General features: G+C 67.7%; 30 protein-coding genes. 10 read left to right on the top strand and 20 right to left on the bottom strand.

Annotation, left to right across the window (positions count from 1 at the left end; genetic code table 11):
- Positions 1-6 precede the first annotated feature (6 nt).
- Positions 7-633: a hemerythrin domain-containing protein gene (locus THITH_RS07840; protein ID WP_408645503.1), complete on the bottom strand. Its 627-nt coding sequence runs from the start codon at positions 631-633 to the stop codon at positions 7-9.
- Between the two features lie 88 nt (positions 634-721).
- A complete protein-coding gene (locus THITH_RS07835) occupies positions 722-910 on the bottom strand; it encodes a hypothetical protein (RefSeq protein ID WP_006747632.1) in 189 nt (62 codons plus the stop codon).
- 294 nt (positions 911-1,204) lie between these two features.
- On the opposite strand from THITH_RS07835, the gene THITH_RS07830 reads away from it, so the two are divergent.
- The 6 genes from THITH_RS07830 to THITH_RS07805 all read left to right on the top strand — a co-directional run bounded on the left by THITH_RS07830 (position 1,205) and on the right by THITH_RS07805 (position 6,294).
- Positions 1,205-1,996, top strand: a complete 792-nt coding sequence (locus tag THITH_RS07830; protein WP_232222271.1) for an NYN domain-containing protein — start codon at positions 1,205-1,207, stop codon at positions 1,994-1,996.
- 91 nt (positions 1,997-2,087) lie between these two features.
- The gene (locus THITH_RS07825; RefSeq protein WP_006747634.1) at positions 2,088-3,701 is read left to right on the top strand and encodes a DUF4139 domain-containing protein; all 1,614 of its coding nucleotides are present in this window, start codon (positions 2,088-2,090) and stop codon (positions 3,699-3,701) included.
- A gap of 184 nt (positions 3,702-3,885) precedes the next feature.
- On the top strand, positions 3,886-4,170 hold the full coding sequence (locus tag THITH_RS07820; protein ID WP_006747636.1) for a hypothetical protein: 285 nt from the start codon (positions 3,886-3,888) through the stop codon (positions 4,168-4,170).
- Between the two features lie 379 nt (positions 4,171-4,549).
- The gene (locus tag THITH_RS18495; RefSeq protein ID WP_232222270.1) at positions 4,550-4,723 is read left to right on the top strand and encodes a hypothetical protein; all 174 of its coding nucleotides are present in this window, start codon (positions 4,550-4,552) and stop codon (positions 4,721-4,723) included.
- 172 nt (positions 4,724-4,895) lie between these two features.
- Complete coding sequence (locus tag THITH_RS07810) at positions 4,896-5,912, top strand: glycosyl transferase family protein (RefSeq protein ID WP_006747638.1); 1,017 nt, start codon at positions 4,896-4,898, stop codon at positions 5,910-5,912.
- A 16-nt stretch (positions 5,913-5,928) separates the two neighbouring features.
- On the top strand, positions 5,929-6,294 hold the full coding sequence (locus tag THITH_RS07805) for a nucleotide pyrophosphohydrolase (RefSeq protein ID WP_006747639.1): 366 nt from the start codon (positions 5,929-5,931) through the stop codon (positions 6,292-6,294).
- Positions 6,295-6,349: 55 nt separating this feature from the next.
- Here THITH_RS07805 and rdgC read toward each other — a convergent pair whose 3' ends face one another.
- The 4 genes from rdgC to THITH_RS07785 form a co-directional block, all read right to left on the bottom strand.
- The gene (gene rdgC / locus THITH_RS07800; protein ID WP_006747640.1) at positions 6,350-7,273 is read right to left on the bottom strand and encodes a recombination-associated protein RdgC; all 924 of its coding nucleotides are present in this window, start codon (positions 7,271-7,273) and stop codon (positions 6,350-6,352) included.
- Positions 7,274-7,444: 171 nt separating this feature from the next.
- Positions 7,445-7,840 carry a sulfur globule family protein gene (locus tag THITH_RS07795; RefSeq protein WP_006747641.1) on the bottom strand — a complete coding sequence of 132 codons (396 nt, stop codon included), beginning with the start codon at positions 7,838-7,840 and terminating at the stop codon, positions 7,445-7,447.
- A gap of 388 nt (positions 7,841-8,228) precedes the next feature.
- Positions 8,229-8,597 carry a rhodanese-like domain-containing protein gene (locus tag THITH_RS07790; protein WP_006747642.1) on the bottom strand — a complete coding sequence of 123 codons (369 nt, stop codon included), beginning with the start codon at positions 8,595-8,597 and terminating at the stop codon, positions 8,229-8,231.
- Between the two features lie 91 nt (positions 8,598-8,688).
- Positions 8,689-9,465 carry a CDP-alcohol phosphatidyltransferase family protein gene (locus tag THITH_RS07785; RefSeq protein ID WP_025367392.1) on the bottom strand — a complete coding sequence of 259 codons (777 nt, stop codon included), beginning with the start codon at positions 9,463-9,465 and terminating at the stop codon, positions 8,689-8,691.
- Between the two features lie 150 nt (positions 9,466-9,615).
- Between THITH_RS07785 and THITH_RS07780 the strand changes: the two genes are divergently transcribed.
- From THITH_RS07780 to THITH_RS07765, 4 genes are all read left to right on the top strand, one after another.
- The gene (locus THITH_RS07780; protein WP_006747644.1) at positions 9,616-10,599 is read left to right on the top strand and encodes a zinc-dependent alcohol dehydrogenase; all 984 of its coding nucleotides are present in this window, start codon (positions 9,616-9,618) and stop codon (positions 10,597-10,599) included.
- Between the two features lie 109 nt (positions 10,600-10,708).
- Entirely contained in the window at positions 10,709-11,107 is a 399-nt protein-coding gene (locus THITH_RS07775; protein WP_006747645.1) for a 6-pyruvoyl trahydropterin synthase family protein, read from the top strand.
- Between the two features lie 26 nt (positions 11,108-11,133).
- Positions 11,134-12,171 carry a glycosyltransferase family 4 protein gene (locus THITH_RS07770; protein WP_025367391.1) on the top strand — a complete coding sequence of 346 codons (1,038 nt, stop codon included), beginning with the start codon at positions 11,134-11,136 and terminating at the stop codon, positions 12,169-12,171.
- Complete coding sequence (locus tag THITH_RS07765; protein ID WP_006747647.1) at positions 12,168-12,977, top strand: class I SAM-dependent methyltransferase; 810 nt, start codon at positions 12,168-12,170, stop codon at positions 12,975-12,977. Before THITH_RS07770 ends, THITH_RS07765 begins: the two co-directional genes overlap by 4 nt.
- A gap of 84 nt (positions 12,978-13,061) precedes the next feature.
- Here THITH_RS07765 and THITH_RS07760 read toward each other — a convergent pair whose 3' ends face one another.
- The 14 genes from THITH_RS07760 to pheA all read right to left on the bottom strand — a co-directional run bounded on the left by THITH_RS07760 (position 13,062) and on the right by pheA (position 26,334).
- Positions 13,062-13,850 carry a RibD family protein gene (locus THITH_RS07760; RefSeq protein WP_006747648.1) on the bottom strand — a complete coding sequence of 263 codons (789 nt, stop codon included), beginning with the start codon at positions 13,848-13,850 and terminating at the stop codon, positions 13,062-13,064.
- Between the two features lie 70 nt (positions 13,851-13,920).
- Complete coding sequence (locus THITH_RS07755; RefSeq protein WP_025367390.1) at positions 13,921-14,733, bottom strand: creatininase family protein; 813 nt, start codon at positions 14,731-14,733, stop codon at positions 13,921-13,923.
- Positions 14,734-14,764: 31 nt separating this feature from the next.
- Entirely contained in the window at positions 14,765-15,550 is a 786-nt protein-coding gene (locus tag THITH_RS07750; RefSeq protein ID WP_006747650.1) for an FkbM family methyltransferase, read from the bottom strand.
- 53 nt (positions 15,551-15,603) lie between these two features.
- Positions 15,604-16,491 carry a UTP--glucose-1-phosphate uridylyltransferase GalU gene (galU, locus tag THITH_RS07745; protein WP_006747651.1) on the bottom strand — a complete coding sequence of 296 codons (888 nt, stop codon included), beginning with the start codon at positions 16,489-16,491 and terminating at the stop codon, positions 15,604-15,606.
- Between the two features lie 65 nt (positions 16,492-16,556).
- On the bottom strand, positions 16,557-16,817 hold the full coding sequence (locus THITH_RS07740) for a ComEA family DNA-binding protein (RefSeq protein WP_006747652.1): 261 nt from the start codon (positions 16,815-16,817) through the stop codon (positions 16,557-16,559).
- 133 nt (positions 16,818-16,950) lie between these two features.
- Entirely contained in the window at positions 16,951-17,679 is a 729-nt protein-coding gene (gene pyrF, locus THITH_RS07735) for an orotidine-5'-phosphate decarboxylase (RefSeq protein ID WP_006747653.1), read from the bottom strand.
- An 8-nt stretch (positions 17,680-17,687) separates the two neighbouring features.
- Positions 17,688-18,896, bottom strand: a complete 1,209-nt coding sequence (locus tag THITH_RS07730; RefSeq protein ID WP_006747654.1) for a tetratricopeptide repeat protein — start codon at positions 18,894-18,896, stop codon at positions 17,688-17,690.
- 7 nt (positions 18,897-18,903) lie between these two features.
- Entirely contained in the window at positions 18,904-19,203 is a 300-nt protein-coding gene (gene ihfB, locus THITH_RS07725; protein WP_006747655.1) for an integration host factor subunit beta, read from the bottom strand.
- Positions 19,204-19,426: 223 nt separating this feature from the next.
- Entirely contained in the window at positions 19,427-21,100 is a 1,674-nt protein-coding gene (gene rpsA / locus THITH_RS07720) for a 30S ribosomal protein S1 (protein ID WP_006747656.1), read from the bottom strand.
- Positions 21,101-21,204: 104 nt separating this feature from the next.
- The gene (gene cmk / locus THITH_RS07715) at positions 21,205-21,894 is read right to left on the bottom strand and encodes a (d)CMP kinase (RefSeq protein ID WP_006747657.1); all 690 of its coding nucleotides are present in this window, start codon (positions 21,892-21,894) and stop codon (positions 21,205-21,207) included.
- On the bottom strand, positions 21,891-23,198 hold the full coding sequence (gene aroA / locus THITH_RS07710; protein WP_006747658.1) for a 3-phosphoshikimate 1-carboxyvinyltransferase: 1,308 nt from the start codon (positions 23,196-23,198) through the stop codon (positions 21,891-21,893). The genes cmk and aroA overlap by 4 nt, the downstream gene beginning before the upstream one ends.
- Positions 23,199-23,202: 4 nt before the next feature.
- A complete protein-coding gene (locus THITH_RS07705) occupies positions 23,203-24,084 on the bottom strand; it encodes a prephenate dehydrogenase (protein ID WP_006747659.1) in 882 nt (293 codons plus the stop codon).
- Positions 24,081-25,253 (bottom strand): histidinol-phosphate transaminase, encoded by a 1,173-nt coding sequence (hisC, locus tag THITH_RS07700; RefSeq protein ID WP_006747660.1) that lies wholly within the window; start codon positions 25,251-25,253, stop codon positions 24,081-24,083. Before hisC ends, THITH_RS07705 begins: the two co-directional genes overlap by 4 nt.
- Positions 25,254-25,278: 25 nt before the next feature.
- A complete protein-coding gene (gene pheA / locus THITH_RS07695) occupies positions 25,279-26,334 on the bottom strand; it encodes a prephenate dehydratase (protein WP_025367389.1) in 1,056 nt (351 codons plus the stop codon).
- Positions 26,335-26,337 lie beyond the last annotated feature (3 nt).

The raw sequence follows: 26,337 nt of genomic DNA, 5'->3' as shown, positions 1-26,337 counted from the left end.
CCGCTTTCATCCCGATTGTTCCCGGGTCGACCCGATCCCGCGCCGCGCCTGCATGGATGCGCCCAGTGCCGCCCGCTCGGAGGCGTCGAGCAGTCTTTCAGCCAGCGGCAGCACCTGTTCGTCCTCCAGCGCCATGTGCTGCCGGTAGGCCGCGATCAGCGCCTCGCAGCGCAGATCCGCGGCACACTCGCCCCGGGCCAGGGCGTCGAGCGCGGGGCGCAGCCGCGCCCAGTCCTGTGCGAGGGTGCCGTGCTCGGCGGCGAGGCGATCCAGCACCGCCGGCAGTTCCGGCTGCCAGCCCGGCCGGCTCTCGGCGGCCCGCAGCAGCGGAAACAGGCCGTGCTCCTCATCTTCGTGATGGTGGGCCGCGGCCTTGTCGAAATAGTCGAGCACGCGGCGCGCGGCAGCCTGGGCCGATGCGTCCGCGCCATGGGTATCCAAGTACCCGGGCAGTCGCTCCAGAAGGTCCAGGCGGTCTGCAATCCGTGTATGGCAGGCACGCAACAGCCCGATCGGGTCGTCAAAGCCTGGTGCGGCTCTGGGCAATTCCAGCATGTCGTTGCACTCGTTCTTCCCGATCTCGAGCCGCCAGTCCTGCGATCCACCGCTGGAACGGCGGAAGGACGGGGCCACTCCTGTGGCTGCCGCGCCGGATGATCGTGAACAGCGCCTGACCCCGCCCGCCCCTGGCGAAAGGTGCGGGCCGGGTGCGCGAGGAAGACTAAACGGAAGCGACGAGCAGTCCGAGGCCGGCGCCGCCGAAAGCACCGACCGTTCCACATACCGACGGGTGGTAGGCCAGCCAGCCCGCACGAATGCCGACCGAGCAGGACGAATAAAAGGCGATGAAACCGATGACCGCAAGGATGAAGACCTGCGGGTGCAGTATGGCAGTGGCGATTGCTTCCATCACTCCTCCGGAGCTTTTGCTGGATAAGACCGACCCTGGAGACGAGCGAGGCGCGCCGGCAGGTTCGGGAACAAAGCCCTTCTGTCGTTCGCGCGACACTACCCCGCCCCCGGATGGCCGTCAAGAAAGGCGAGCGCCACGCCCGGAGATCCCCACCCGGGCCTGCTCCAAGCGCCAGGGATTCCGGACCCTCCCGGCAGTGGCCCTGCACCGAAGCAACTTGCTACTCTGGGGCTTGTTCACGCAACGATCCCAGGGGCCATCTCGATGCCCGGCGCGTCCACAATCCAAAACATGGCCCTGTTCTGCGATTTCGAGAACATCGCGCTCGGGGTGCGCGAAGCACGCTACCCGCAGTTCGACATCCGCCGCGTGCTCGAACGGCTGCTGCTGAAGGGCAACATCGTGGTGCGCAAGGCCTACTGCGACTGGGACCGCTACAAGGAATTCAAGGCACCGATGCACGAGGCGGCGTTCGAGCTGATCGAAATCCCCCACGTGCGCCAGTCGGGCAAGAACTCCGCCGACATCCGGATGGTCGTCGACGCACTCGACCTCTGCTACACGAAGGGACATGTCGATGCCTTCGTGATCATCAGCGGCGACTCGGATTTCTCGCCCCTGGTCGCCAAGCTGCGCGAGAACAACAAGCTGGTGATCGGAGTCGGAGTCAAGAAATCGACTTCGGACCTGCTGACTTCGGCCTGCGACGAGTTCATCTACTACGACGATCTGGTGCGCGAGGCGGCCCACCAAAAACGCAAGGCGCGCAAGCCCGCGAAGGCGGGCGACCGTGACGAAGCCGCATCCCGGCCGGCCGAACCGAACGGCGAGGACCGGCGACAGGAAGCCCTCGACCTGGTCGTCGAAACCGCCGAGGCCCTGCATGCCGAGCGTGGCGAGGACGAGCCGGTCTGGGCATCGATGGTCAAGCAGGCGATCAAGCGCCGTAAACCCGGGTTCAACGAGAGCTACTACGGATTTCGCTCGTTCAGCGCGCTGCTCGAGGAGGCCGGCCGCTCCGGCCTGATCGGCCTCGAGCGCGACGAACGCTCCGGCGGCTACATCATCCTGACCGAGGACTGAATTCGATGCCCTTCGCCGCGACGCGCAAGCGATTCGAACCGCCCGGCGATCGACCCGCCCTGCACCACCCCGCTCCCGGAGACACCAGCCGATGACATCCGCGATCCTCCGCGCCACCGGGCCGCTGCTGGCGCTGTTTCTGCTCGCAGCGCTTTCCGGCCCGGCGATCGCCGCCGCAGAGGGGGGCGTGCGCGCGGTCACCGTCTACCCGGACCGGGCCACCGTGACCCGCGAACACCAGGCGACGATTGCCGCCGGCGAGGGAACGATCCGCATTCACCCGCTCCCTCCCCGACTGGTTCCGGAAAGTCTTCGGGTTCGCGCCGAGGGCCCCGACGGACTGATCCTCAGTCATGTCGAGACCCGAACCGTCCACGGCCGCGATCTGGCCCATCCGGAGGAACGTGCGCTGACCGAAGCCCTGCAGGTCGCTCGGGACGAGCGCCGCAGACGCACCGACGAGCGGCAGGCCCAGTCCATGACGCTGTCGTTCATCGAGCATCTGACCGAACATGCCGGCGCGGTGGAGCCCGGGCTGCCGCCCGATCAATGGCACCGTGCCTGGGGCTTGATCGGGGACGGGGCCCGCGACGTGCTCGAACAGATCGCGCGGATCGACATCGACCTGCGCGAGATCGACGCCGAGATCGAGCGCATCGAACGCGAGCTCAACCGCCTGCGCACCGGGCGGCGCGATACCACCGAGGTTGCGATCCTGTACCAGGCCGCCGCCGCGGGCGAGGCGCGGGTCACGCTCGAGTACGAGATCCCCGGGGCTGGCTGGCAGCCGGCCTACGAAGCCCGCCTCGATACCGCCGACGGGGTGCTGGAACTCGTCCAGCGCGCCGAGGTGGGCCAGAACACCGGCGAAAAATGGGACGACGTGATCCTGCACCTGGCCACGGCTCGTCCGGCGCTCGGTGGCCGCTTGCCCAGGTTGTCACCCTGGTTCATCGACATTCGGCCGCCGCCGCGGCCCCGGATGTACGAGGACGCCGCTGCACCGGAGACGATGGCCGCCCGCGCGCCGGCTCCGGTGAGCGAAGCGATGCTGGAAACGAGCGGGTTCACCACCCGGTACCGGGTACCCGGGCGCGTGAGCCTGCCGCCCGACGGCCGTCAGCAGCGGTTCGTCCTCGCAAGCCACCGTCACGAGGCGGCGATCTCGGGCCGCGCGGTGCCCGTGCTCTCGCCCCACGCCTACCTGTTCGCGGAAACCGAGTTCGCCGGCGATACACCCCTGCTGCCGGGTCCGGTGACCCTGTTCCAGGACGGGCAACTCGCCGGACAGGCCCGCCTCGACGCGCTGGCGCCCGGGGCACCCCTGAGGCTTGCATTCGGCGTCGACGACCGAATCGACGTTCGCCGGGAGATCGACCGCGACAGTATCGGCCGCGAGGGCCTGCTGCGCCGCCAGCAGCGCCTCGAACGGAGCTATCGGATCACGGTGGACAATCGCCACGAGCGCGCGCTGGAGGTCACGGTGCTCGACCGCCTGCCGGTCGCCCGCGATCAGCGTATTGCGGTCGAACTGGGTCCCAATGCGACACCGCCCACCGAGCGCGACGTCGACGGTCGCCTCGGGGTGCTGGCCTGGACCGGAGAATGGGCCCCGGGCGAGTCGCGAACGATCCGGTTCAGCTACCTGGTGTCCTGGCCTGAGGATGTCGAATCGATCCACGGGCTCGACGGGCCGCGGCCATGAACCCGCGCGCACCGGTGCACCACGGTCCGGCGCGCCGCGTCCGCTATACTCGAGCCATGGATCGCACTGCGGCGCATCGACGCTTCCCGGAGCATGGCGGCGGCACCCGGCCGCAGGGCAAGCCGGACCGGCCCACGGGCCATGCGCCGGATTGGACACTCTCTGTCGAACGGGGGCAGGCACAATGACATTCAAGGTCGGCGAACTCGTGATCATGCAGAACGCCAGCTACTACACGGAATGGAACGGTGCGCTGGGGGTGGTCGTAAGCGCGCTCGCCCCCCGGACTTCAATGGATCTGCTGTCCATGCGCTACCGCACCAGCCCCAGCTACCGGGTCAAGGTGCTGGCGTCCGAGGGCATCGTCGTCGATGCCCGCCCGCATCAGCTGCGCCGGCTGCGCGGCCCGGAGGAGCCGGTCGCGACGACGCGCCAGGCGCTCCGGCCGGTAGCCGGAGAGCCTTCCTGATACCTAGCGGGCCATGCGGGCAGTTCGGTGACTATGGAGCACAGCCAGAAGCGCCGGAGCAAGGCGGGCAAGTGCCGGAATAGCCAACTTATTTCAAACTTGCCTAACTTCTATGGTGCCAGCCATCACCCGCGACCATGAAACCGGCGTAGGGCGGAAGAGGCCGAAGGCCGTCATCCGCCATTCCCACGCCGGGGTTGCCGCGGGCGCGCAGGGGCGCTCCGAACGCCGCACGGCGGATGACGCTGCGCTCTTCCGCCCTACACGTCGCCCCGAGAAAAGCCGTGCGGTTTCACGTTAACGCAGCGCCGGCGCTTCTGGCAAAGCGATCTGGTGCCGAACCTTCCGCATGGCCCACTAGCGGTTCAAGGTGCCGATGATGGCTGCCTGGCTGGTGGAACACTTCGTCTGGATCGCGCTTGGGCTAGTGGGGGTGCTGGTCGGCCTGAAATTCCTGATCGGTGGCTTGCTGAAGCAACTCATGGATGCCTCGGCAGCAGAGGCCGCGGCCAGGCACGATCCGGGCGACGGCCCGGGCCCGGGTCGCGGCTGACCCGCCCGGCAAGCCCCGGACTCGGGCACTGGCGCGCTGGGGATCGTGCTGAAATCCTGGGGTTTCATCGGGGCGTTTCTTGCGTGAGGAACCCCTGCCGGTATGATCTTGCGGCAGCGCCGCCCTGCCCGCTCCGGACAGGGACCCGGCAACCCGAATCCGGAGGAACCCGATGGTCCAGCCCACGCAGTACGAAGAACATCCGTTTGCGCAGTATGTGCGCATCCTCGGCAAGGGCAAGAACGGCACCCGCCCGTTCACCGAGCAGGAGGCATTCGACTCCATGAGCATGATCCTCGCGGGCCAGGTCGAACCCGTTCAGCTCGGCGCCTACATGATGCTGATGCGGGTCAAGGAGGAAACGCGCGAAGAACTGGTGGGCTTCGTGCGCGCCGTGCGCAATGCCATCCGGATCCCTGCCGACGCCCCGAAGGTCGATCTGGACTGGTCGTCGTATGCCGGCAAGCGCCGGGTGTTGCCCTGGTACCTGCTGTCCACACTGCTGCTGGCGCAGAACGGGATCACCACGTTCATGCACGGCGCCAGCGGGCATACCAATGGCCGGATCTATACCCGCGATGTGCTGGGCGCTCTCGGCATTGCCCCGTCGCGGTCGATCGAAGAGGCCTGCGACCGCATGGCGCGGGATCACTTCGCCTACCTCGACATCGAATTCCTCTGCCCCCGGCTGCACGAGATCATCGAGCTGCGGCCGCTGATGGGTCTGCGCTCGCCGGTGCACACGGTCGCGCGCAGCATCAACCCGTTCGGTGCAGCCTACGTGATGCAGGGAATCTTCCACCCCGGCTACCGGCCAGTGCACCAGGAGGCCGCAATGCTGCTGGGCGAGGCCAACGTCGCGGTCATCAAGGGCGAAGGCGGCGAAATCGAGCGCAATCCCGATTCGCCCTGCCTGGTACAGCGCGTGCGCGAAGGCGTGCTCGAAGAGGAGGAATGGCCGGCGATGTTCGCCCGGCGGCATACCCGGGAAGACGCGCTCGACATCGGTCGGCTGGTTCGATGCTGGCGCGGGGAGACCGAGGAGGAGTACGGCGAAGCCGCGGTGGTCGGCACCGCCGCGATTGCGCTGCATCTGATGAACCGCGCGCCCACGCCCGAGGCGGCGACCGCGCTGGCGCGCGAGATGTGGCAGGCACGCCGCCGCGACCGTCTGCCGGCTGCGGCCTGAACTCGAGGCACGCGGGGTGGAATGGCAGGAGCTGGACGATCTGAAGCGGCGGATGCGCGACTTCGCCGAGCGTCGCGACTGGGACCGCTTCCATGCCCCCAAGAACCTCGCGATGGCGCTCGCCGGAGAGGCCGGCGAGTTGCTCGAGCATTTCCAGTGGCTGAACGAGCAGCAAAGCGCCGAACTCGATGCAGCCACCCTGGCGAAGGTGGGCTCCGAGATCGCCGACATCCAGATCTATCTGGTCCGCCTCGCGGACAAGCTCGGTGTCAGCATCGCCGATGCGGTGGAAAACAAGATCGTGGTGAACGAACGAAAGTATCCGGTCGAGAAGGTCTACGGCAGCGCACGCAAATACACCGAATACGGTCCCTCGGAATAGCGGCCAGGCCGCGGTCCCGCGACGGCCGGCGGCTCCATCGCGGGACCCACGGTCGTCAGGCCGCAGCACTCTCCGGCATCGCCGCGTCGCCGAACCAGCCGATGAGCTGCGGCAGCAGCCGCTGCACCTCGAGGCTCAGCAGCGCGAAGCGCGCATCCAGCCGGGCCAGTTCGTCGTCGCTGTCGACATCGTCCAGCGCTTCGAGCACCTCGTCCTCGAAGCCCAGGCGGCGGATATTCAGCTCGTCATCGAGCACGAAACGCATCCGATCCTCGAACACCAGCGCAAGACGGGACACCCTGCGCCCGGCATCCAGGTGGGTACGGATCTCGTCCGAGAGCAGATCGACCCGCTTGACCCGGACGACGCCGGCATCGTCTCCGGCCTCCTTCAGTTCGCACTCGTCGCCCAGCGCCAGCCCGGCGGGCAACGCGGCGCCGGCAAGCCAGGACGTCATCAGCGTCGACGGATCCGCACCGACTTTCGGCGGCGCCACCGGCAGCGATCCCAACGCCTTGCGCAGCAGGCTCAGCAGTTCCTCGGCGCGGGCCTTGCTGGCCGTATCCACCAGCAACCAGTCGTCCTGCGGCAGCACCACCGCCGAGGTCACGCTGGACCGCGTGAACGCACGGGGCAGCAGTTCGTGCACGATCTGCTCGCGCAGCGTGCTCTTCTCCCTGCGTCCGATATCCCGCCCTTCGGCGGCCTCCAGCGTCTCGACCCGCTCTGCGAGTGTGTCGTTGACCACCGATGCGGGCAGCAGGCGTGTTTCCCTGCGGGCAGAAATCAGGATGGCTCCTGCGCCGGCATGAGCAAGCTGCGTCGCGTTACGCCCCAGCGGCGGCACCCAGCCGACGGTTTCCGGCTCCAGACTGCCACAGGGACGAAACGCGGCGGCCTGCAGCGCCTGGTGCAAATCCTCGGGCGAGGTCGTGAACGGCTGGGCAAGACGGTACAGCCGGAGATTCCTGAACCACATCGCAACCCCTTCCTGGGCCATTTCGGGAGGCGCAAGCCTACCCGATCGCGGGAATCGCTTCAGCCCCTCCGATGGTGGGACGCAGCCGACCGTGGCCGAAAAAAAGCCCGGTCCTGAGGACCGGGCTCCGGTACTGCACTACCCAACTACCGATCTGCCGAGTGGGCGAACTTACTCGGACTCGTCCTGCTGCGGAGCGGGGGCGGCCCAAGGAGCGCCATAGGCCGGACCGTAGTACGGCGCGTAGCCCCAGCCGCGGTAGTAGGGGTGATGGTAGCCATAGCCGTCGCCATAGCCGTAGCCGCGACCCAGGCCGCGGCCACTGCCACGCATCGAGAAGCCGAAATCACCGAACATGTCACCCAGACCGAACCAGTCACCGATGCCACGGCCCCAGCCCGGACCGTAGCCGTATCCGGGACCGTAGTACGGACCATGGCCGTATCCGGGACCGTAGTACGGACCATGGCCGTAGCCCGGACCCCACCACTGGGCGCTGGACTGCATCGGCGCGGCAAAGGCCAGCACGAGAGCGGAGGCTGCGAGAACTTTCAGAGACTTGCGCATGACGTTTCTCCTGTTTAACGAAAATGCCCTTGCTGGATATTGATCCCGCTTCGCCAAGGGCCGCACGTTGCGGGTTGTAGCAATGCCGGAATTCGATCCAGGGGGTCTCAACCCCTCGGTCCCACTCCCCGGACCGTCCGTTAGTAAATAATTATATGGCAAGTTTCGAAAAAGTGAAGCCTTGGCCGACGCCATTCCCGCCACATGCCGGACGCGCAGCAAAACCGGCGGGCCTTAGCCGAAAGGCCCGAGGTCCGCATCGCAACAACCGGCAACGCTGCAGCGTGTCGCACCCGCGCTGACCAGGAGCCCGTGTCAGGCCTGTATGGCGGTCCTTCGGCCTCTCCCGTCGTACGCTGGCTTCCTGGTCGGGGTGGGATCGAAGCCCTCACGGTCCGCCGGTTTCGCAGGGAAGCCCCGCGTGCCACCAGGCACGCATGCCGGCACGCAGCTGCCGGGCGTCGTAGCCCTGCCTGCGCAGGATGCGCACCGCGGGGACACTACGGTGGGCCGTCAGGCACACCGCGACCACCGGGCGCGCGGCATCGAGGTCGAGGGACTGGATGCCGGTACGGGTGAAACGCGTGATCGCAAGATGCCGCGCCCCCGGAATTCGGCTACGCCGGAATTCCATCCTGGTGCGGACGTCGACGATCTGGACGCGCCCGCTTCTGGCCAGCTCGCGAAGTTCCTCCGCCCCGGTTTCAGGAACGGTTCCGAAAGGCCACCAGCTGCGAATCCTGTCGAGGATTTTCATCGAATGTCTCCCGCGATCGCGGAAATACGGCTACCGGCCGCGCGGATCCCTGCGGACCGGGCCCGGCGTTGCGGGTTCGCCGCACCTCCGCCTACCGCATCCTGGCGCCGTCGGCGTGGCGGTACAGCCACAGCACATCGACGGCGAACGAGTAGCTCAGCAAGACCAAGGCCGCCAGAACCACGATGCTGGCGGCCATCGGAGACATCATCGGCACGAGGGCCGCCAGTAGAGCCAGGGACTGAAGCACGCAGACCGACTGGCGGCGGCGACTCGGCGGCAGTGTCTTGTTCAGCCAGGTCCAGTACCAGCCAGCTGCAACAAAAGCGTAGCGCAGCATGCCGATCAGCAATACCCAGGCGCCAGCCTGCCCGGTACGCCAGACGAGCAGGGAAAGCATCAGGATCAGCCACGCGTCCACCTCCATATCGAAGCGGGCACCGAATTCACTCGTGCGCCGGGTCCGGCGGGCGACAGCTCCATCGACCGCGTCCAGCGTTACGACCATGGCCGAGACGCCGATCAGCCAGATCGTGACGATCGCATCCCAGTCGCCGGGATGCAGCGCCACGATCGAGATCGGTATAGCCAGCGCGGCACGCAGTAGCGTGATGCCGTTGGCCGCCCCCGGGCCCTGCCGCAGGAAGGCAGGCGGCGAGCGGTACAGCAGCCCGCCCGCCAGCAGCGCGTACGCAAACAGCGAATACGCAACGACCGCCACCGGCATGCCCGCGACGTGCACCAGCAGCGCCGCGATTCCCCAGCAGGCCAGGAAACCGATCGCCAGCTGCAGGCGCCAGACGCTCGCCTGTGCGGGAAGCCTCTGCCACGGTGTCGCTGGAAACTCGTGGTCGGTGGATGCGGTCATGGGCTCCAGGGCACGCAGAACGCGCCGGCCGATGCGCGGAGCGTTGGGACTCGTTCGTCGGTTTCGACCCTTGCGCGTCCGATTGGTTTGCTGGCGCGCTGCAGCAGCGCCGATTACCATTCAATGACCTCAGGCATCCTGGGAAACCCGATGCACTCCGCCCCAAACACCGCAAGAGCCTTCTGGGTGCTCGCCCCCGGTCGCGGCGAACTGCGCGAGGAGCCGCTTCCGGATCGCAAGCCGGGCGACGTGCTGGTTCGCGCGCTCTTCTCCGGGGTCAGCCGTGGTACCGAGGCGCTGGTATTCACCGGACGCGTTCCCGCGAGTCAGCAAACCGCGATGCGGGCGCCGTTCCAGGCGGGCGAGTTTCCCGGCCCCGTCAAGTACGGCTACATCAACGTCGGGCGGATCGAGGACGGCCCGGCCGAACGTATCGGACAACACGTCTTCTGCCTGTACCCGCACCAAGATCTGTACCGGGTCCCGGGGACTGCGGCAACGCCGCTGCCCGAGGGACTGCCTCCGGAACGTGCCGTACTGGCCGCGAACATGGAGACTGCGGTCAATGCATGCTGGGACGCGGCTCCACTGGCCGGAGACCGCATCCTGGTGATCGGCGGCGGGGTTCTGGGGCTGTTGACCGCATGGCTCTGCAGCCGTGTTCCCGGAACCGAAGTCACGCTGGTGGATACCCAACCGCGGCGAGGCCCGGTTGCGATGGCCCTGGGCCTCGAGTTTCGGGACGCGCCGGTCGACGAGATGAACGCCGACCTGGTGATCCACGCCAGCGGGCATCCGGAGGGGCTGGTCCAGGCGCTGCGCGCGGCTGCTGTCGAGGCCACCGTGGTAGAGCTCAGCTGGTACGGCGACCGCATGGTATCCCTGCCACTCGGCGAGGCCTTTCATTCCCGGCGGCTGACGCTGCGCAGCAGTCAGGTCGGCCGGATCCCGGCCGCACGCGCCCCACGCTGGGATCATGCCCGACGGATGCGTCTGGCACTCGAGTTGCTGCGCGACGATCGCCTCGACCGGCTGGTGACCGGCGAGGACATCTTCGCGGATCTGCCACAGGTGATGGCGCGGCTCGCTGCGGATCCCGGCGATACGCTCTGCCACCGGGTGCGGTATCCATGAACCCGGGCGTCCTGCTGCGGCCGCGTAGCCGGCGGAACCATGGCACCTGCTGCCGGTCTCGCTTTCGTCGATCGTCTTCCCGTTTCCCGGTCGGCCCCAAGGAGGCCTTATGTACAGCGTGAACGTCCGTGACCATTTCATGATTGCCCACAGCTTCACCGGCGAGGCGTTCGGACCCGCGCAGCGGCTCCACGGCGCAACTTACGTCGTCGACGCGACTTTCCGCCGCCGGGAACTCGACGCCGACGGAGTGGTGGTCGACATCGCTCTGGCGACGGCCCAGCTGAGTGCAGTGCTGGCCGGGATGAACTATCAGAACCTGGACGATCACCCGGAGTTCGAGGGGCACAACACCACCACCGAGTTTCTGGCTCGCGAGATCCATCAGCGCCTTGCGGACGCGATCCAGCGTGGCAAGCTCGGCCCGTCCGCGCCGGGGCTCGACGCGCTCTGCGTCACGCTGCACGAATCCCACGTCGCCTGGGCCAGTTTCGAAGCGCCCCTTTGACACCGGCTGCGCCGACCCTGCACTTGGTGGTTCCCGGCCGCCTGGACCAGCGGACCGGTGGCTACCTGTACGATGCACGCATGGCAGACGGGCTGCGTGCACTCGGCTGGCACATCGTCGTTCACAGCCTTGGCGGGCGTTTCCCCGGTCCGGACCCCGAGGCGGAACAGGCGCTATCCCGGCTCCTCGCGGCGCTGCCCGATCGCGCGCGGGTACTGATCGACGGACTGGCGCTCGGAGGTCTGCCCGACCCGCTGGCGGCGCACGCATCCAGGCTGCAACCGATTGCCCTGGTGCACCATCCGCTGCGCGACGAAACCGGATTGTCGGCCGCGCGCGCCGCAGCGTTGGAGGCGCTCGAGCGCCGCGCCCTTGCCCACTGCCGCGGCGTGATCGTCACCAGCCCTCATACCGCGCGCCGGCTGCGGGACTGGATACCGGACCGGATCGGTATCCGCTGTGTGCTTCCCGGAACCGCAACCGCGATCACTGCGGCGGCCCCGGATCCTGCCGCGCCCCCGCGCATCCTCTGCGTCGGCGCGGTAACCCCCCGCAAGGGCCAGGATCTTCTGGTGCGTGCGCTGGCCACGCTGCGCAGCATCCCCTGGCACTGTGTGATCGCCGGGAGTCTGGCGCGACATCCGAATCATGTGCGGCAGGTACGGGAACAGATCCGCACGGCCGGAATCGCCGATCGGGTGCAGCTCGCTGGGGAATGCACGTCCGCACGCCTCAACCATCTCTACCGTTCGTCCCAGCTGTTTGCGCTGCCCTCGTGGCATGAGGGCTACGGCATGGCCTTTGCCGAGGCGATGGCACATGGCCTGCCGGTGATCGGCACCCGCGCGGGCGCGATCCCGGATACGGTTCCGCGACAGGCCGGGATCCTGGTCGCCCCGGGCGACATCGAGGCGCTGATACAGGCCCTCGCCCGGCTCCTGCAGGATCCGGCAGCCCGCGCTCGTCTCGGCCAGGCCGGCCGGCACCATGCCCGTACGCTGGCCGACTGGCCGGCGGCCGCGCAACAACTGGCGTCTGCGGTGCTGGAGTTGACGCGACCGTGAGCGGCCGGTTCGCCGCAGAGTGGCTGTCCCTGCGCGAACCCGCGGACCGACGCGCACGCTCGGCCAGACTGGTCGCCGAAGTCCGGCGCTGGAGCCGGGGCCGCGACGCCCTGAACGTGGTGGATCTGGGAGCGGGTACCGGTGCCAATCTGCGTTTTCTCGCCCCACGGCTGCCGGTACCGCAGCACTGGACGCTGATCGACCACGACGCAGCGCTGCTCGCGCGGGTGCATCTCCCGGACCCAGGACCCACCGTGCGCCGCGTTTGCATCGACCTGCAGCAGTGGCGTGATGTGCTGGCCAAATCGGGGCCACCGGATCTCGTCACCGCCGCCGCGCTGCTGGATCTCGCTGGAGCGGCCTGGGTTGACGGTCTGGTTCAGGGCTGCCGCGAACTGGGCGCCGCGGCCCTGTTTGCGCTCAGCTACGACGGTCGCCTGCATGGGTCGCCGCCCGATCCCGACGACCGCGCGGTACGAAGGGCCGTGAACGCGCATCAGCAGCGCGACAAAGGCCTGGGCCCGGCACTGGGCCCCGATGCGGCGGCCTACGCCGCGGCACGCTTCAGGAGTGCCGGCTTCCACGTCTTGACGGCGCAGAGCCCCTGGGACCTCGGCAACGACAGCGAACAGCTGGCAGGCGCGCTGATCCGCGGCTGGATGGCGGCCGCCTGCGAGCAGGTTCCCGCCGATCGCGACCGCTACCGTGCATGGGCGCAGCGGCGGGAACGCGATGTCGGCTCCGGACGGGTTCGCCTTCGCGTCGGCCACCTGGATCTGCTGGCGCTGCCCCCGGTCGCGGCCTGATCCCGCCAAGGTTTTCCCGGAGACCGGAGGCGTACCGTATCCCCTGCGCAGGTACGCTGCAGCGTCTTGACGAAATCGCTGCAGTCACGAATGCAGCTCGAGGTCGAACAGCATGTCGTCGCCAAGCAGGAAATGACGGCAGCGCAGGCGCAGCGCCTGATCGAGGCGATCCACAGGCGGCAGGGTCAGGGAAGCCCGGCCGGAACCCAGCACCATCGGCGCCACGGTGACATGCAGCCGGTCGAGCACCCCGGCTGCGAGAAACCGCGAAACGGTGATGCCACCGCCCTCGACCAGCACCCGCGACAACCCGCGCGCGGCCAGCAGTCGCAGGATGTCCACGGGCGCAAACCCACCCTGTTCCCGTTCCTCCAGCGCGACTACCTCCACCGGCGGCGGTACTGGCGCCGGCATCGGGCGCTGCGCACTGCGCAGCCACAGCGTTCGAGCATCTGTGTTCCGGAATACCCGGGCGCGCGGATCCACGCGGCCGGACGGATCCACGATGACTCGTACCGGGTTCGGTCCAACCACCTCCCGCACAGTCAGTAGCGGATCGTCCGCCACGACCGTTCCGGCACCGACGACCACCGCATCCACCAGTGCCCGCAGCCGGTGCAGGTGGCGGATATCCTCGGGCCCAGTCACGTATCGGGAATGCCCGGTGCGTGTCGCGATAAATCCGTCCAGGGTCTGTCCCAACTGCGCGATCACCAGCCAGTCGGAGGCCACCAGCGGAGAATAGATCTGCCATAGCGTCCCGGATTCGGGATGTGCACTGGCACTCGCGGGACCGACCCGCTGCCCCGCGCGCCCGGGCACGTGGTCCAGGATCGCCCGCCAGGCGGCCTCTTCAAGCGACTTGGTGTTCATCCGCACGCGCCGGCCAGCCCGGGGGGCGCGCTCCCGCTCCGCCGCGGGTGGAACGCAACGGCACGCAGGTTCACGTGGCCGGCGTCCGCAACGCACCCAGCGGAAACGCCCGGGTTTCGCGGATCACGCGTGCGAGCGCATCGCCGTAGTACGCGACGAGCCGCGCACCCAGAGCGGCGTTGGCCGTGCGCGCGTCGCCCACCACACCCGAACCGTGCAAATCGCGCGCGAGCCAGGCAAACGAGGCCGTCCCTTCCGGGCCCAGCAGCTCGAACTGGCGCTCGAGCTGTTCGCCAAGCGATCCGGAGTCTCGATCGGGTTCCGGCCGCACCGAATCCGGTGCGAGGTGCTGCATCATCGCAGTCTCGACCGCCCCTCCGTGCCACCCGTGCCGGAGTTCGGACTCGGGCAGGCCGATCCCGTCCGGATACCCGAGGCGGAAATAACTGCACTTGACGACCAGCAGGCCATGGTCGCGGCGCAGCCGAAGCGCCGCGAGGTCCATCACCTGGGAATTGCCGCCATGGCTGTTCCAGAGCAGCAGCCGGCGCACCCCGTTCCCGGCCACGGCTGCCCCGTACTGCCCGATCACCGCAAGCGCGGTCTCGGGTTCCAGACTCAGCGTTCCCGGGAAGCCATCGTGTTCCATGCTGGTGCCGACCGCCAACGGCGGCAGAACCCAGACCGCCACATCATCACCGAGAGCGGCCGCCGCGGCATTCAGCAACCCGAGCCCGATGTCGAGATCGGTCGAGAGCGGCAGTTGCGGACCATGCTGCTCGATCGCCGCCAACGGCAGGATCACGACCGGATCCTGCGCGACGGCCGCGGCGATCTCGGGGCTGGTCATCTGCTGCCAGAGCGGAAATCCGGTCGGCGTCATCCGCGCATGGTTCGGCCACGATGCCGCGGTGTCAAGCGCCGTGTCCGGGACAGTTGCCGGGATCCTCGGGCTGCAGCCGAGCATAAAGATCTCCGGACGCGATGCCCCCTGCACCGGCGTCCAGCCACGCCGACAGCGCAGCCGGCGGCTGCCACTCGGGAAACACGTATTCGCGCCGCTCGCCAGGAATCGCGTTGAACGCATAGGTACCGAGCTCGGAAAGCCGGTGCACACAGGCCTGGGTGACGTCGATGGCACCGGAAACGAACTCCAGCGATACTGCGGGCAAGGGCTGACTGAGACCCGCCAGCACCTCTGCCTCGAATCCTTCGACGTCGATCTTGCAGAAATCCGGCACCCCGTATTCGGCGATCAGGGCATCGAGAGTCGTGACCTCGACTGGGACGACCCGGTCCCAGGACACGCGCCGGAACGAGCGGTTGCGACGACCGAGGCCTTGCTGCCAATCCGCCGACAGCGTCGATACCGTCGGGTGCAGGCGGCTGACCGCGAGCCGCATTTGCCCGGCAGCGCGGCCCACCGCTTGCGGCCGAACGACAACGGACGGGTGCGAACCCGCGAAGCGCCTGAGCCAGCGCTGGAGATGCGGCTGCGGCTCCAGCGCGACCACGCGCGCCCCAAGAGCCGCGAACGCGCGGCTGCGGTCGCCGAGATGGGCGCCGATATCGAATACCAGACCGCCCGACGGCACGAACGGCCGGTAGAGACGGCGCAACGAACGCTGCCGCCCAGGTCGCCAGTAGATCACCAGCGAGCGAAGGATCCCGAACCCGGTCTGCCAGTCGTGCTGTACCATGGTGCCGGGCGAATCCCCGCCGCAGGGGGCTGCGAACGTGCAGCAGCGGGAGATCAGCCTCTTCTAGCGTTCAGATAGGACTCGAAATCTTCGCTGAGTTCCGGATGCTGAAGCGCGAATTCGACGGTCGCCTGCAAATACCCGAGCTTACTCCCGCAATCGAAGCGCCGGCCCGAAAACTCGAAGGCCGTGACGCGTTCTTCCTGCAACAGCCGGGCGATCGCGTCGGTCAGCTGGATCTCGCCTCCCGCTCCGGGCTGCTGTTCGTGCAGCAGCTCGAAGATTCTGGGTGTCAGCACGTAGCGGCCCACGACGGCCATACTGGAAGGGGCCTCTTCGGGCCGGGGTTTCTCGACGATGCCTCGCACATCCCACAGGCCCGGGGTATCGGTCGCCACCGGATCGATCACGCCGTATTTTCCGGTGTCCTGCTGCGGCACCTCTTCGACCCCGAGCACGCTGCACTGGGTCTCGTTGAACTGTTCGACCATCTGCGCCAGCGCGCCGCCACGCTCGCTCTCGATCAGATCGTCGGCAAGAATCACGGCAAAGGGTTCATGCTGCACGATCGGCCGGGCGCAGCCGACGGCGTGCCCGAGGCCGAGCGCATCTGCCTGCCGGAGATACACGCAGGTTACCTCGGGCGGGAGGATATTCCGAACCAGTTCCAGCATGCGGCTCTTGCCCCGCTGCTCGAGTTCGCTTTCGAGTTCGTAGGCCTTGTCGAAATGGTCCGGGATCGACCGCTTGTTGCGTCCGGTCACGAACACCAGCGTCTCGATACCCGCTGCGACCGCCTCTTCCGCCGCATATTGAATCAGAGGCTTATCGACGATCGGCAGCATCTCCTTCGGGTTCGCCTTGGTCGCCGGCAGGAAGCGCGTGCCCATCCCAGCGACCGGAAAAACGGCCATGCGAATACGCTGCTCTTTCTTCGTCATTCTCCCTCCACGCGATTGTCCGCCAGAGGCCGGGGCCTCCGTGAAGACCCCGGCCCGGCCACGCTTTAGTCGAGCTGGATCCGATCCAGATTCATCTCCACCGTGCGTTCGCCGATCCCGCTCACCCGGGTAAGTTCCTGGACCGAACGAAACGGTCCGTTCTCTTCCCGGTCGGCAACGATCGCCTGTGCCTTGGCCGGCCCGATGTTGGTGAGCTGGGACAGCTCCTCGACCGAGGCCGTGTTGGGGTTTACCGGACCGGAGGCCCAGGCCACCGGCAGGCAGAGGGACAGCAGGACCAGAACGACAGCAAAGCGCTTCTTCATGGGTACAACCTCCATGTCATGGTTCAAACGGGCGGTGCCGATCCCCGGCACCGCAGACATCCTAACCGGCGCGGCGCTCGGCTACCACCCCTGAAACGGAACCGAGCGTGAACGCGCAGATCGCGCGGCCGTATCAGCCCCCGGAGGCGGATTCGATCTCGGCGAGCAGCCGGGCCGCGGCCAGCGCCGGATCCGGCGCCCGGCTGATCGGACGACCCACTACCAGATGCGAGGCCCCGGCGCGGATCGCAGCGGCCGGTGTCGCAATGCGTTTCTGGTCGTCGACGCCGGCACCGGCGGGCCGAATGCCCGGAGTCACCAGCCACGGGTCCGGACCCAGCGCCCGGCGCAGCCGCTCGGCTTCCAATGCCGAGCAGACCAACCCGTCCAGCCCGGCCTGCGCGATCGCGAGATCCGCGAGCCACAGCACCTGTTCGTCGGGGCTTCGGTCGATCCCGACCGACCGCAGCGTGGCAGCGTCGCTGGCCGTCAGCACGGTCACTGCGATCAGCCGACTTTGCGGCGCGACGGCACGCACGCCTTCGAGCGCGGAGCGCATCATTTCCAGCCCGCCCCCGGCATGCACGTTGAGCATCCAGACACCCAGCCGCGCGGCCGCCCGGCAGGCGGCGGCCACCGTATTCGGAATATCGTGGAATTTCAGGTCCAGAAACACCCGGAAGCCCATTTCCTGCAGGCGTTCCACCAGCGCCGGTCCCTCGGCAACGAACAGTTCGAAGCCCACCTTGACCGCGCAGTGCCCGGGATCCAGGCGAGTCGCCAGGCCTGTTGCGGCCCTGGCATCGGGAAAATCCAGCGCCACGATCAGCCTGGGATCCGATGGCTGCGTTCCGTCCCGCATGGTTGCGCTCATGGTGTATCGAATGTCTGGTTCGTTGGCTGGTCAAGGTCGAGATCGATGCCGCGCAGCGTATCCCAGCGCCGGCAGCTGGGGCATTGCCAGACATGGGCCCGCCCCTGGTACCCGCAGTTGCTGCACTGGTACAGCGGCTGGCTGCGCAACTGGTCCATCAATGCCTTCTCGAATGCCGCGAACTCGCCACTGTAGGTATGCACCGCGGGGAGGATCTTCATCCAGCGCACGGCCTCGAGCAGACCGGAGGTCGGCACCGGACGCTGGGCCAGAATGCGCTGCAGTTGGGTCAACGCCTCGTCGAGGCGATTGGTGCGTCGATACAGGCGCATCAGCGCGATGCTGGCCACCGTGATCTTGTGCGTGCTCGCAAGCGCCTGCAGGGTGTCCTCCAGGCTCGCGGTCGCATCGGGCCGCCCCGAATTCAGGTGCAGCCGCTCCAGCTTCGGCACCACCAACGTCGCCAGCGCCGGGGTCCGCTCGATGGCTTCGCGTCCCAGCCGGATCGACAACGCGACATCGCCGTTCCGCTCCGCGACCTCCGCCCGCAGCAACAGCGCCCGGGACAGGCCGGGGCAGTAGTCCAGCGCCCGGTCGACGTGCGACAACGCGCGGTCCGGCCGATCCTGTTCGAGTTCGAGCAACGCGAGTTCGCACTCGTAGTGGGCGATGTGCAGCACCTCGGACGCCACCCCGAGCGCCTTCAGCCGCAACCCTGCCTCCACCGCGTGCACCCAGTCGCGCTGCGTCTCGTACACGCTGCGCAAGCCTTCCAGTGCCGATACACCCACCGACGGGGAATCGACGAGTTCCCGGAACACTGCCTCGGCCCGGTCCAGCACGCCCGCGAGCAGGAAGTCGCGCCCGACCTCGTAGCTCGCACGCGCACGCTGCGCATCCGTGAGCGTCGGGCGCGCCGCGAGATTCTGGTGGATCCGGATCGCCCGATCCATCTCGCCGCGGCGCCGGAACAGGCGGCCGAGAATCAGGTGCGTCTCAAAGGTCTCGTGGTCGATCTCGACCACTTCGATGAACGCCTGCAGCGCACGATCGGTCTGATCGTCCAGCAGATAGCGTACACCCTCCAGGTAGCGATCGAGCGGCGGCTCCCGCCGAACGTCCCGCCCCAGAGACGAATAGCGTGCAGCCACCCACCCGCTGGCGGCCGCGACCGGCAACAACAGCAGCAGCCAGTGCACGCTCATGCGCGCATCACGGGTCCGATTGCACGAAGGCCTGGTTTACGCGTTCCCGCAACTCCTTGCCTGGCTTGAAATGCGGGACATGTTTGCCTGCGAGCGCCACGCCCTTGCCGGTCTTCGGGTTGCGGCCGATCCGCGGTGGACGAAAATGCAGCGAGAAACTGCCGAAGCCGCGGATCTCCACCCGGTCGCCATGGGCGAGGGCCTGGCTCATGCGCTCAAGCACCGCCTTCACACAGAGTTCGACGTCCTTGGCGGGCAGATGGGGAGTCTTTTCCGCGAGCCGTTCGATCAACTCCGACTTGGTCATGCCACCCCCCTTGCGGTGTTCTTCGTTTTCGGAAGGCCTTGAAACGCAGGCCGTGCCGGTTCGCTGCCGGCTTGCCGATATCTGGTCGTGGTTGTCCGTTCCCACCGGGGGGACGGGCACTGCCCGTGCCGCCCCGGTGCACCGAGCACCGGGGCGGCGAACCTGGCGGGCCGGTGGAGGGTGGCCGCAGCCTCCCCCCACCGGGGCCGAGCGCCGACCAGGGTCAGTCGCTCCTGCCGCCGCCCATCTTCTCCTTCAACAGCGCACCCAGCGAGGTGGTGGCCGCCGAACTCGAATAATCCTGCATGATCTCGGCCTCTTCCTGAACGTCCTTGGCCTTGATCGACAGGCTGATGGCCCGGGTCTTCTTGTCGACGCCCATGAACTTGGCTTCGACCTGGTCGCCGACGCTCAGCACCGTGCGCGCATCCTCGACGCGATCCCGCGAGATGTCGGCGGCACGCAGGATGCCGTCGATGCCGTCGGCCAGTTCGACCACCGCGGCCTTGGCGTCCACTTCCTTCACCACACCCGAGACGATACTGCCCTTGGCATGCTCGGCGACGAAACTCGAGAACGGGTCGCGGTCCAGTTGCTTCAGTCCCAGCGAGATGCGCTCGCGCTCGGGATCCACCGAAAGCACCACCGCCTCGACCTCGTCGCCCTTCTTGAAGTTGCGGATCGCCTCTTCACCCGGCTGCTGCCAGGACAGGTCGGACAAGTGGATCAGCCCGTCGATACCGCCGTCCAGGCCGACGAACACGCCGAAGTCGGTGATCGACTTGATCGTGCCGCGAACCTTCTCGCCACGGTTGTGGTTGGCCGCGAAGTCCTCCCAGGGGTTCGCCTGGCACTGCTTCATGCCCAGCGAAATGCGGCGGCGCTCCTCGTCCAGATCGAGAATCATCACCTCGACCTCGTCGCCGATCGCCACAGCCTTGCCCGGATTCACGTTCTTGTTGGTCCAGTCCATTTCCGACACGTGCACCAGCCCTTCGACGCCGTCCTCGATCTCGACGAAGCAGCCGTAGTCGGTGATGTTGGTCACGCGGCCAAAGATGCGCGTTCCGGTCGGGTAACGGCGAGCGATGTTCTCCCACGGGTCCTCACCGAGCTGCTTCAGGCCCAGCGAGACACGCATCCGCTCGCGGTCGAACTTCAGCACCTTCACATCGACCTCGTCGCCGATGTTGACCACGTCCGACGGATGCTTGACCCGCTTCCAGGCCATGTCGGTGATGTGCAGCAGGCCATCGATGCCGCCCAGATCCAGGAACGCGCCGTAGTCGGTCAGGTTCTTGACGATACCCTTGACGACAATGCCTTCCTGCAGGTTCTTGAGAAGTTCCTCGCGTTCGGCGCTGTATTCCTGCTCGACAACAGCACGGCGGGACACGACCACGTTGTTGCGGCGCCGATCCAGCTTGATCAGCTTGAACTCCAGCTCCTTGCCCTCCAGGTACGCGGTATCGCGCACCGGACGCACGTCCACCAGCGAGCCCGGCAGGAACGCACGGATGTCGCCGAGTTCGACGGTATACCCGCCCTTGACCTTGCCGGAAATCTGGCCCACGACGTAGGTTTCTTCCTCCATCGCGTGTTCCAGCCGATCCCAGGCCTTCGCGCGCTTGGCCTTCTCACGCGACATGCGGGTTTCGCCGAAGCCGTCCTCGGGGGTCTCCAGCGCGACCTCGACCACATCACCGACCTTGACCTCGAGTTCCCCGCGCTCGTTCATGAACTGCTCGGTGGGGATTACGCCTTCGGACTTCAGACCGGCGTTGACGAGGACGACGTCAGGCCCGACGTCGATGACGGTGGCACTGAGGATTGCACCCGGCTGCATCTGGGTGTAGGCCATGCTCTCTTCGAGCAGTTGCGCAAAACTTTCGGTCATGGATTTGTTGAACCTGTGATTTGGAACGGTCTGCAGCGGCATGCCGCAGCCGGGCTTGGATTGAACACACCCCGCATCTGCGGGAACGGATACAGCTTGTTGATCTACCGCATATCGGCGGTTGACAGCGCTTGCTTCAGGCGTTCCTGGATCATGGACACCACCGTTTCGATCCCGACATCGGTGCAATCCAGAACCCAGGCGTCCGCTGCCGGCTTCAGCGGCGCAGCCGCGCGCTCGGCGTCGCGGCGGTCCCGCGCCTCCATTTCTTCCTGAAGGGCGCGAAGGTTAGCACTAAGTCCTTGTTCCATCAACTGCTTGTACCGCCGTCTTGCCCGCTCCTCGGCACTGGCGGTCAGGAACACCTTCAGGGTCGCAGCGGGAAACACCACCGTGCCCATGTCGCGCCCGTCCGCGACCAGCCCGGGTGGCCGGGCAAACGCCCGTTGGCGCGCCAGCAGCGCAGTCCGGACCGCCGGCAGCGCGGCCACCACCGAGGCATCCGCGCCGGCGGACTCGGTGCGCAGCCGATCGTCGACGCACTCGCCGTCGAGCCAGGTCCGGACCAGTTCGCCGTTCTCGGGTACCGCGAACCGGCAATCCAGTTGTTCCGCCAGTTCCGATACTTGCGCTTCGTTTGCAAGGTCGATTCCGCGGTTGCGTGCCGCCAGACCGACCAGCCGGTACAGCGCACCGCTGTCCAGCAGATGCCAGCCGAGCGCCTGTGCCAGGCGCTTGCTGACCGTGCCCTTGCCCGAGCCGCCGGGCCCATCGATCGCCAGAACCGGAATCATGCCACGGTGATCGCGAGGCCTGCGCCGCGGGCCAGTTCGGGGAAGCCGGGAAACGAGGTCGCGACGTTCGCGCAGTCGTGCACCACGACCGGCCCGGTCGCCCGAAGCGCGGCCATCGCGAACGACATCGAGATCCGGTGATCTCCGTGGCTCTGGACCGCGCCGCCGCCGAGCGACTCCCGCCCCTGGATGCGGATTCCGTCGGGCCGCACCTCGGATTCCACGCCGAGTGCGGCGAGCCCATCGGCCATCACCTGTATGCGGTCGCTTTCCTTGACCCGCAGTTCGCTCGCGCCGGTGAGCACCGTTTCGCCCTCCGCGCATGCCGCCGCGATGAACAGCGCCGGGAACTCGTCGATCGCCAGCGGCACCAGCTCCTCGGGGATCGCGATGCCGCGCAGCGGCGCCCAGCGCACGTGCAGGTCGGCCACCGGCTCGCCGCCGATTTCGCGGCGGTCGAGCACCTCGATCGACGCGCCCATCAGGCGCAGGATGTCGATGACCCCGGTCCGCGTCGGATTCACGCCGACGTGATGCAGGATCAGGTCCGACCCCTGGGCAATGCTCGCACCGACGAGGAAGAACGCAGCCGAGGAGATGTCGGCGGGAACATCGACTGCGCAGGCGGACAGGCGGCCGCCGCCGCTCAGACAGGCGGTACGGTCGTGCTGGCGCAGCTCGTAGCCAAAGCCGGCGAGCATCCGCTCGGTATGATCCCGGGTCGGCGCGGGCTCGGTCACGCAGGTCTCGCCCTCGCTCCAGAGCCCGGCCAGCAGCAGGGCCGACTTGACCTGAGCACTGGCCACTTCGAGCCTGTGATGCTCGCCATGCAAGCGCTGGCCACCATGCACCCGCAACGGTGGCGTGCCCTGCTCGCTGGTGTCGATTCGGGCGCCCATGGTCGCCAGCGGCGCGGTCACCCGACGCATCGGGCGCCGGCTCAGCGAGGCATCGCCCACCAGTTCGCTGTCGAACGCCTGGCCCGCGAGCACGCCGCAGAGCAGGCGCATCGCGGTGCCCGAATTGCCCATGTCCAGCGGACCCGACGGCGCACGCAACCCGTTCAGGCCCACGCCGTCGAGGATCACCGTGTTCGGCTCCGGCCGTTCGATCGGCACCCCCATCGCCTGGAATGCTGCGAGCGTCGCCAGGCAGTCGGCGCCGTCGAGAAACCCGGTGACCGTCGTGCGGCCCTCGGCCAGTGCCCCGAGCATGATCGAGCGATGGGAGATGGACTTGTCGCCCGGAACGCGCAGGTTGCCGCGCAAGGATCCGCCGGGGGCGAGATGAAAGGTCGATGTCATGGGATCACTGGTCCAGTTGTACTTGCATTTTTTCGCTGAAGCGGTCGCGCGCCTGTTTCGCATACCTGAAACGCGCCTCGAGGGTCGGTGCGTCGCCCCGAACGATCACCTCGCGCAGGCTGTCCAGATCGCGCTGGAAACGCTCCAGCACATCGAGGATCGCGTCCCGGTTGGCCACGCAGATATCGCGCCAGACCACCGGGTCGCTCGAGGCGATACGCGTGAAATCGCGGAACCCGCCGGCGGCGTAGTGGAAAATCTCGTCGCTTTCGCTGCGCCGCGCCAGCGACTCGACCAGAGCGTAAGCCAGCACGTGCGGCAAATGGCTGGTGGCGGCCAATACGTGGTCGTGATGCGCCGGCGTCATGAACTCGACCCGGGCCCCGGCCGCGCGCCACATTGACCCGATTCGGTCGGCCGCGATCGGGTTGGTCTCATCCGCCGGAGTCAGGATCACCAGCCGGTTCCGGAACAGGCTGGGGAACGCGGCGGCGACGCCGCTCTTCTCGGTTCCGGCGATCGGATGCCCGGCCACGAAGTTACGCGGCAGCTGTCCGAATCCGGAACGCACCGCCTCGATCACCGCCTGCTTGCTGCTGCCCACGTCGGTCAGCAGCGCGTCCTTCGGCCAGTGGCCGGCCAGCGCCGCGGCCAGGCCCTGCATCGAACCCAGGGGCACCGCCAGCACGCCCACGTCCGCGTCACGGCAGGCCTCGACCGGATCGGTCGTCCAGCGGTCGATCACGCCGAGACGCTGCGCCTCCTCCAGGTTGGCCGGATTGCGCGAACAGCCGACGACTTCGCCTACGGCCCCGGCCTCACGCAATGCCAGCGCGAGCGAGCCGCCGATCAGCCCGACACCGAAGATGACCAGGCGCTGAATCATGCCGCCGCCAGCACCGCGTCCAGCGCCTGCAGGAAGCGTGCGTTCTCCTCGTCCCGGCCAATGGTCACGCGCAGATGCGTCGGCAGCCCGTAGTTGGCGACCGGACGCACGATCACACCCTGGCGCAGCAGCTGCTCGTAGACCGGACCGGGCGGCTGGCGCACATCGAAAGTGATGAAGTTGCCCACCGAGGGAATGAACCCCAGCCCGCGGTCACGCAGCCCGGCCTCGACCTGGCGCAGCCCGTCGCGGTTGGTCCGCACACTCTCCTGCACGTGCTCCGGATCCGCCAGCGCGGCAAGACCGGCGGCCTGCGCCAGCGCATTCACGTTGAACGGCTGGCGCACGCGATTGAGCAGTTCGGCAACCGGTGGCGACGACACCGAGTACCCGAGCCGCAGGCCGGCCAGGCCATGGATCTTGGAAAACGTGCGGGTCACGATCAGGTTCGGGAAACGCGCCACCCATTGCGTCGTGTCCGGATAGCCGTCGGCCTCGACATACTCCGCGTAGGCTTCGTCGACGACCACCAGCGTCTGTTCCGGAACGCCGGCGATGAAAGCCTCGAGCTCGGCGGCCCCGACCCAGGTGCCGGTCGGATTGTTCGGATTGGCGATGAAGACCACCCGCGTGGATTCGTCCACCAGCGCCGCCATCGCACCCAGATCATGGCCGAACGGCTGATCGGCGCCCGCTGGCAGGGCCTCGGCGACGCGCGCGTCGGCGGATACCGCCTGCACCACCAGCGGGTAGACCGCGAACGCATGGCGCGAGTACACCGCGCTACGCCCGGGCGCCAGCCAGGCCCGGGCGACCAGTTCCAGGATTTCGTTGGATCCGTTGCCGAGCGTGACCTGCTCCGGCGCCAAGCGGTGGCGCTCGGCCAAAGCCTGTTTCAGTGCAAAGCCGTTGCCGTCGGGATAGATGTGCACCTCTGCCAGCGCCGCCTGCATCGCCGCAACCGCTTTCGGGCTCGGACCCAGCGGATTCTCGTTGGAGGCAAGCTTCACCGCATCACGGATGCCCAGCTCGCGCTCCAGCGTCGCCACCGGCTTGCCCGGCTCGTAGGGGTGGAGCGCCTGCACGCCCGCGACGGCCAGGGAAGCATAGTCAGTCATCGTCTTCGTGCCCCAGGATTCGGAAAGGGTTTCGCCGGCGCTGCGGCGCATGCGCCATCCGGATGTCGTTCATGCCTCAGGTCGCAGCCTGGGGATAGCTCCCCAGGATCCTGAACATTTCCGCGCTGTCGCGCAGTTTCTCGAGGCAGGCCGCCACGGGCGGATCCTGCTGGTGCCCGATCAGGTCGAGGAAGAACACGTACTCCCAGTTCACGCAGCGCGAGGGGCGGGATTCGATCCGGGTCAGGCTGATGCCGGCCTCGGCAATCGGTTTCAGAAGCCGGAACAGCGACCCCGGACGGTTGGCCGTACTGAGCATGATCGAGGTGCGGTCGCGCCCGGTCGGACCGGTGTCGATTCTCCCGATCACCAGGAATCGGGTCGTGTTGTCGCCCCGGTCCTCGATGTTGCGTGCGAGAATCTCCAGCCCGTAGCGCTCGGCCGCGACCTCGCTGGCGATCGCAGCGGCGCCCGGAACACCGGCGGCGTCGTCCGCCGCCCGCGCGTTGCTCGAGGCATGGCGGCGCTCGGCACCCGGCAGCTGCCGGTCCAGCCACTGCCGGCACTGGGCCAGGGCCTGCGGGTGGGCCATGACCACCCGGACATCCTCCAGGCGCGAACTGGAGGACAGCAGGTGGTGCTGCACCGGCAGGATCACCTCGCCGCAGATCAGCACCGGCGATTCCATGAAGCAGTCGACCGTGTGCGACACCACGCCTTCGGTGCTGTTCTCGATCGGCACCACACCGAACTGTGCCCGCCCCGACGCCACCTCGCGGAACACCGAGTCGATCGACGCCAGTGGCAGCAGGCTCGCAGCCTGGCCGAAATGCTTGCGCGTCGCCAGATGCGTGAACGTGCCCTCAGGCCCCAGATAGGCGATCTGCAACGGCTGTTCCAGCGCCAGGCATTCCGACATGATCTCGCGGAACAGCCGAACCACCGCGTCGCCGGGCAGGGGCCCAGGGTTCCGTTCGCGCACCTGGCGCAGGACTTCTGCCTCGCGCTCGGGGCGATAGAACACGGGATCGCCCCGATCGCGCTTGACCGCGGCCACCTCCTCGGCACAGCGGGCGCGCTCGTTCAAAAGGCGAAGCATCTGCGCATCGATCCGGTCGATGCGCTCCCGCAGCCG

This window comes from Thioalkalivibrio paradoxus ARh 1 (assembly GCF_000227685.2).
GTDB classification, from domain to species: Bacteria; Pseudomonadota; Gammaproteobacteria; order Ectothiorhodospirales; family Ectothiorhodospiraceae; genus Thioalkalivibrio; species Thioalkalivibrio paradoxus.
The sequence above is the reverse complement of the archived record's forward strand: the minus strand, read 5'-3'. Positions and strand labels throughout refer to the sequence as shown.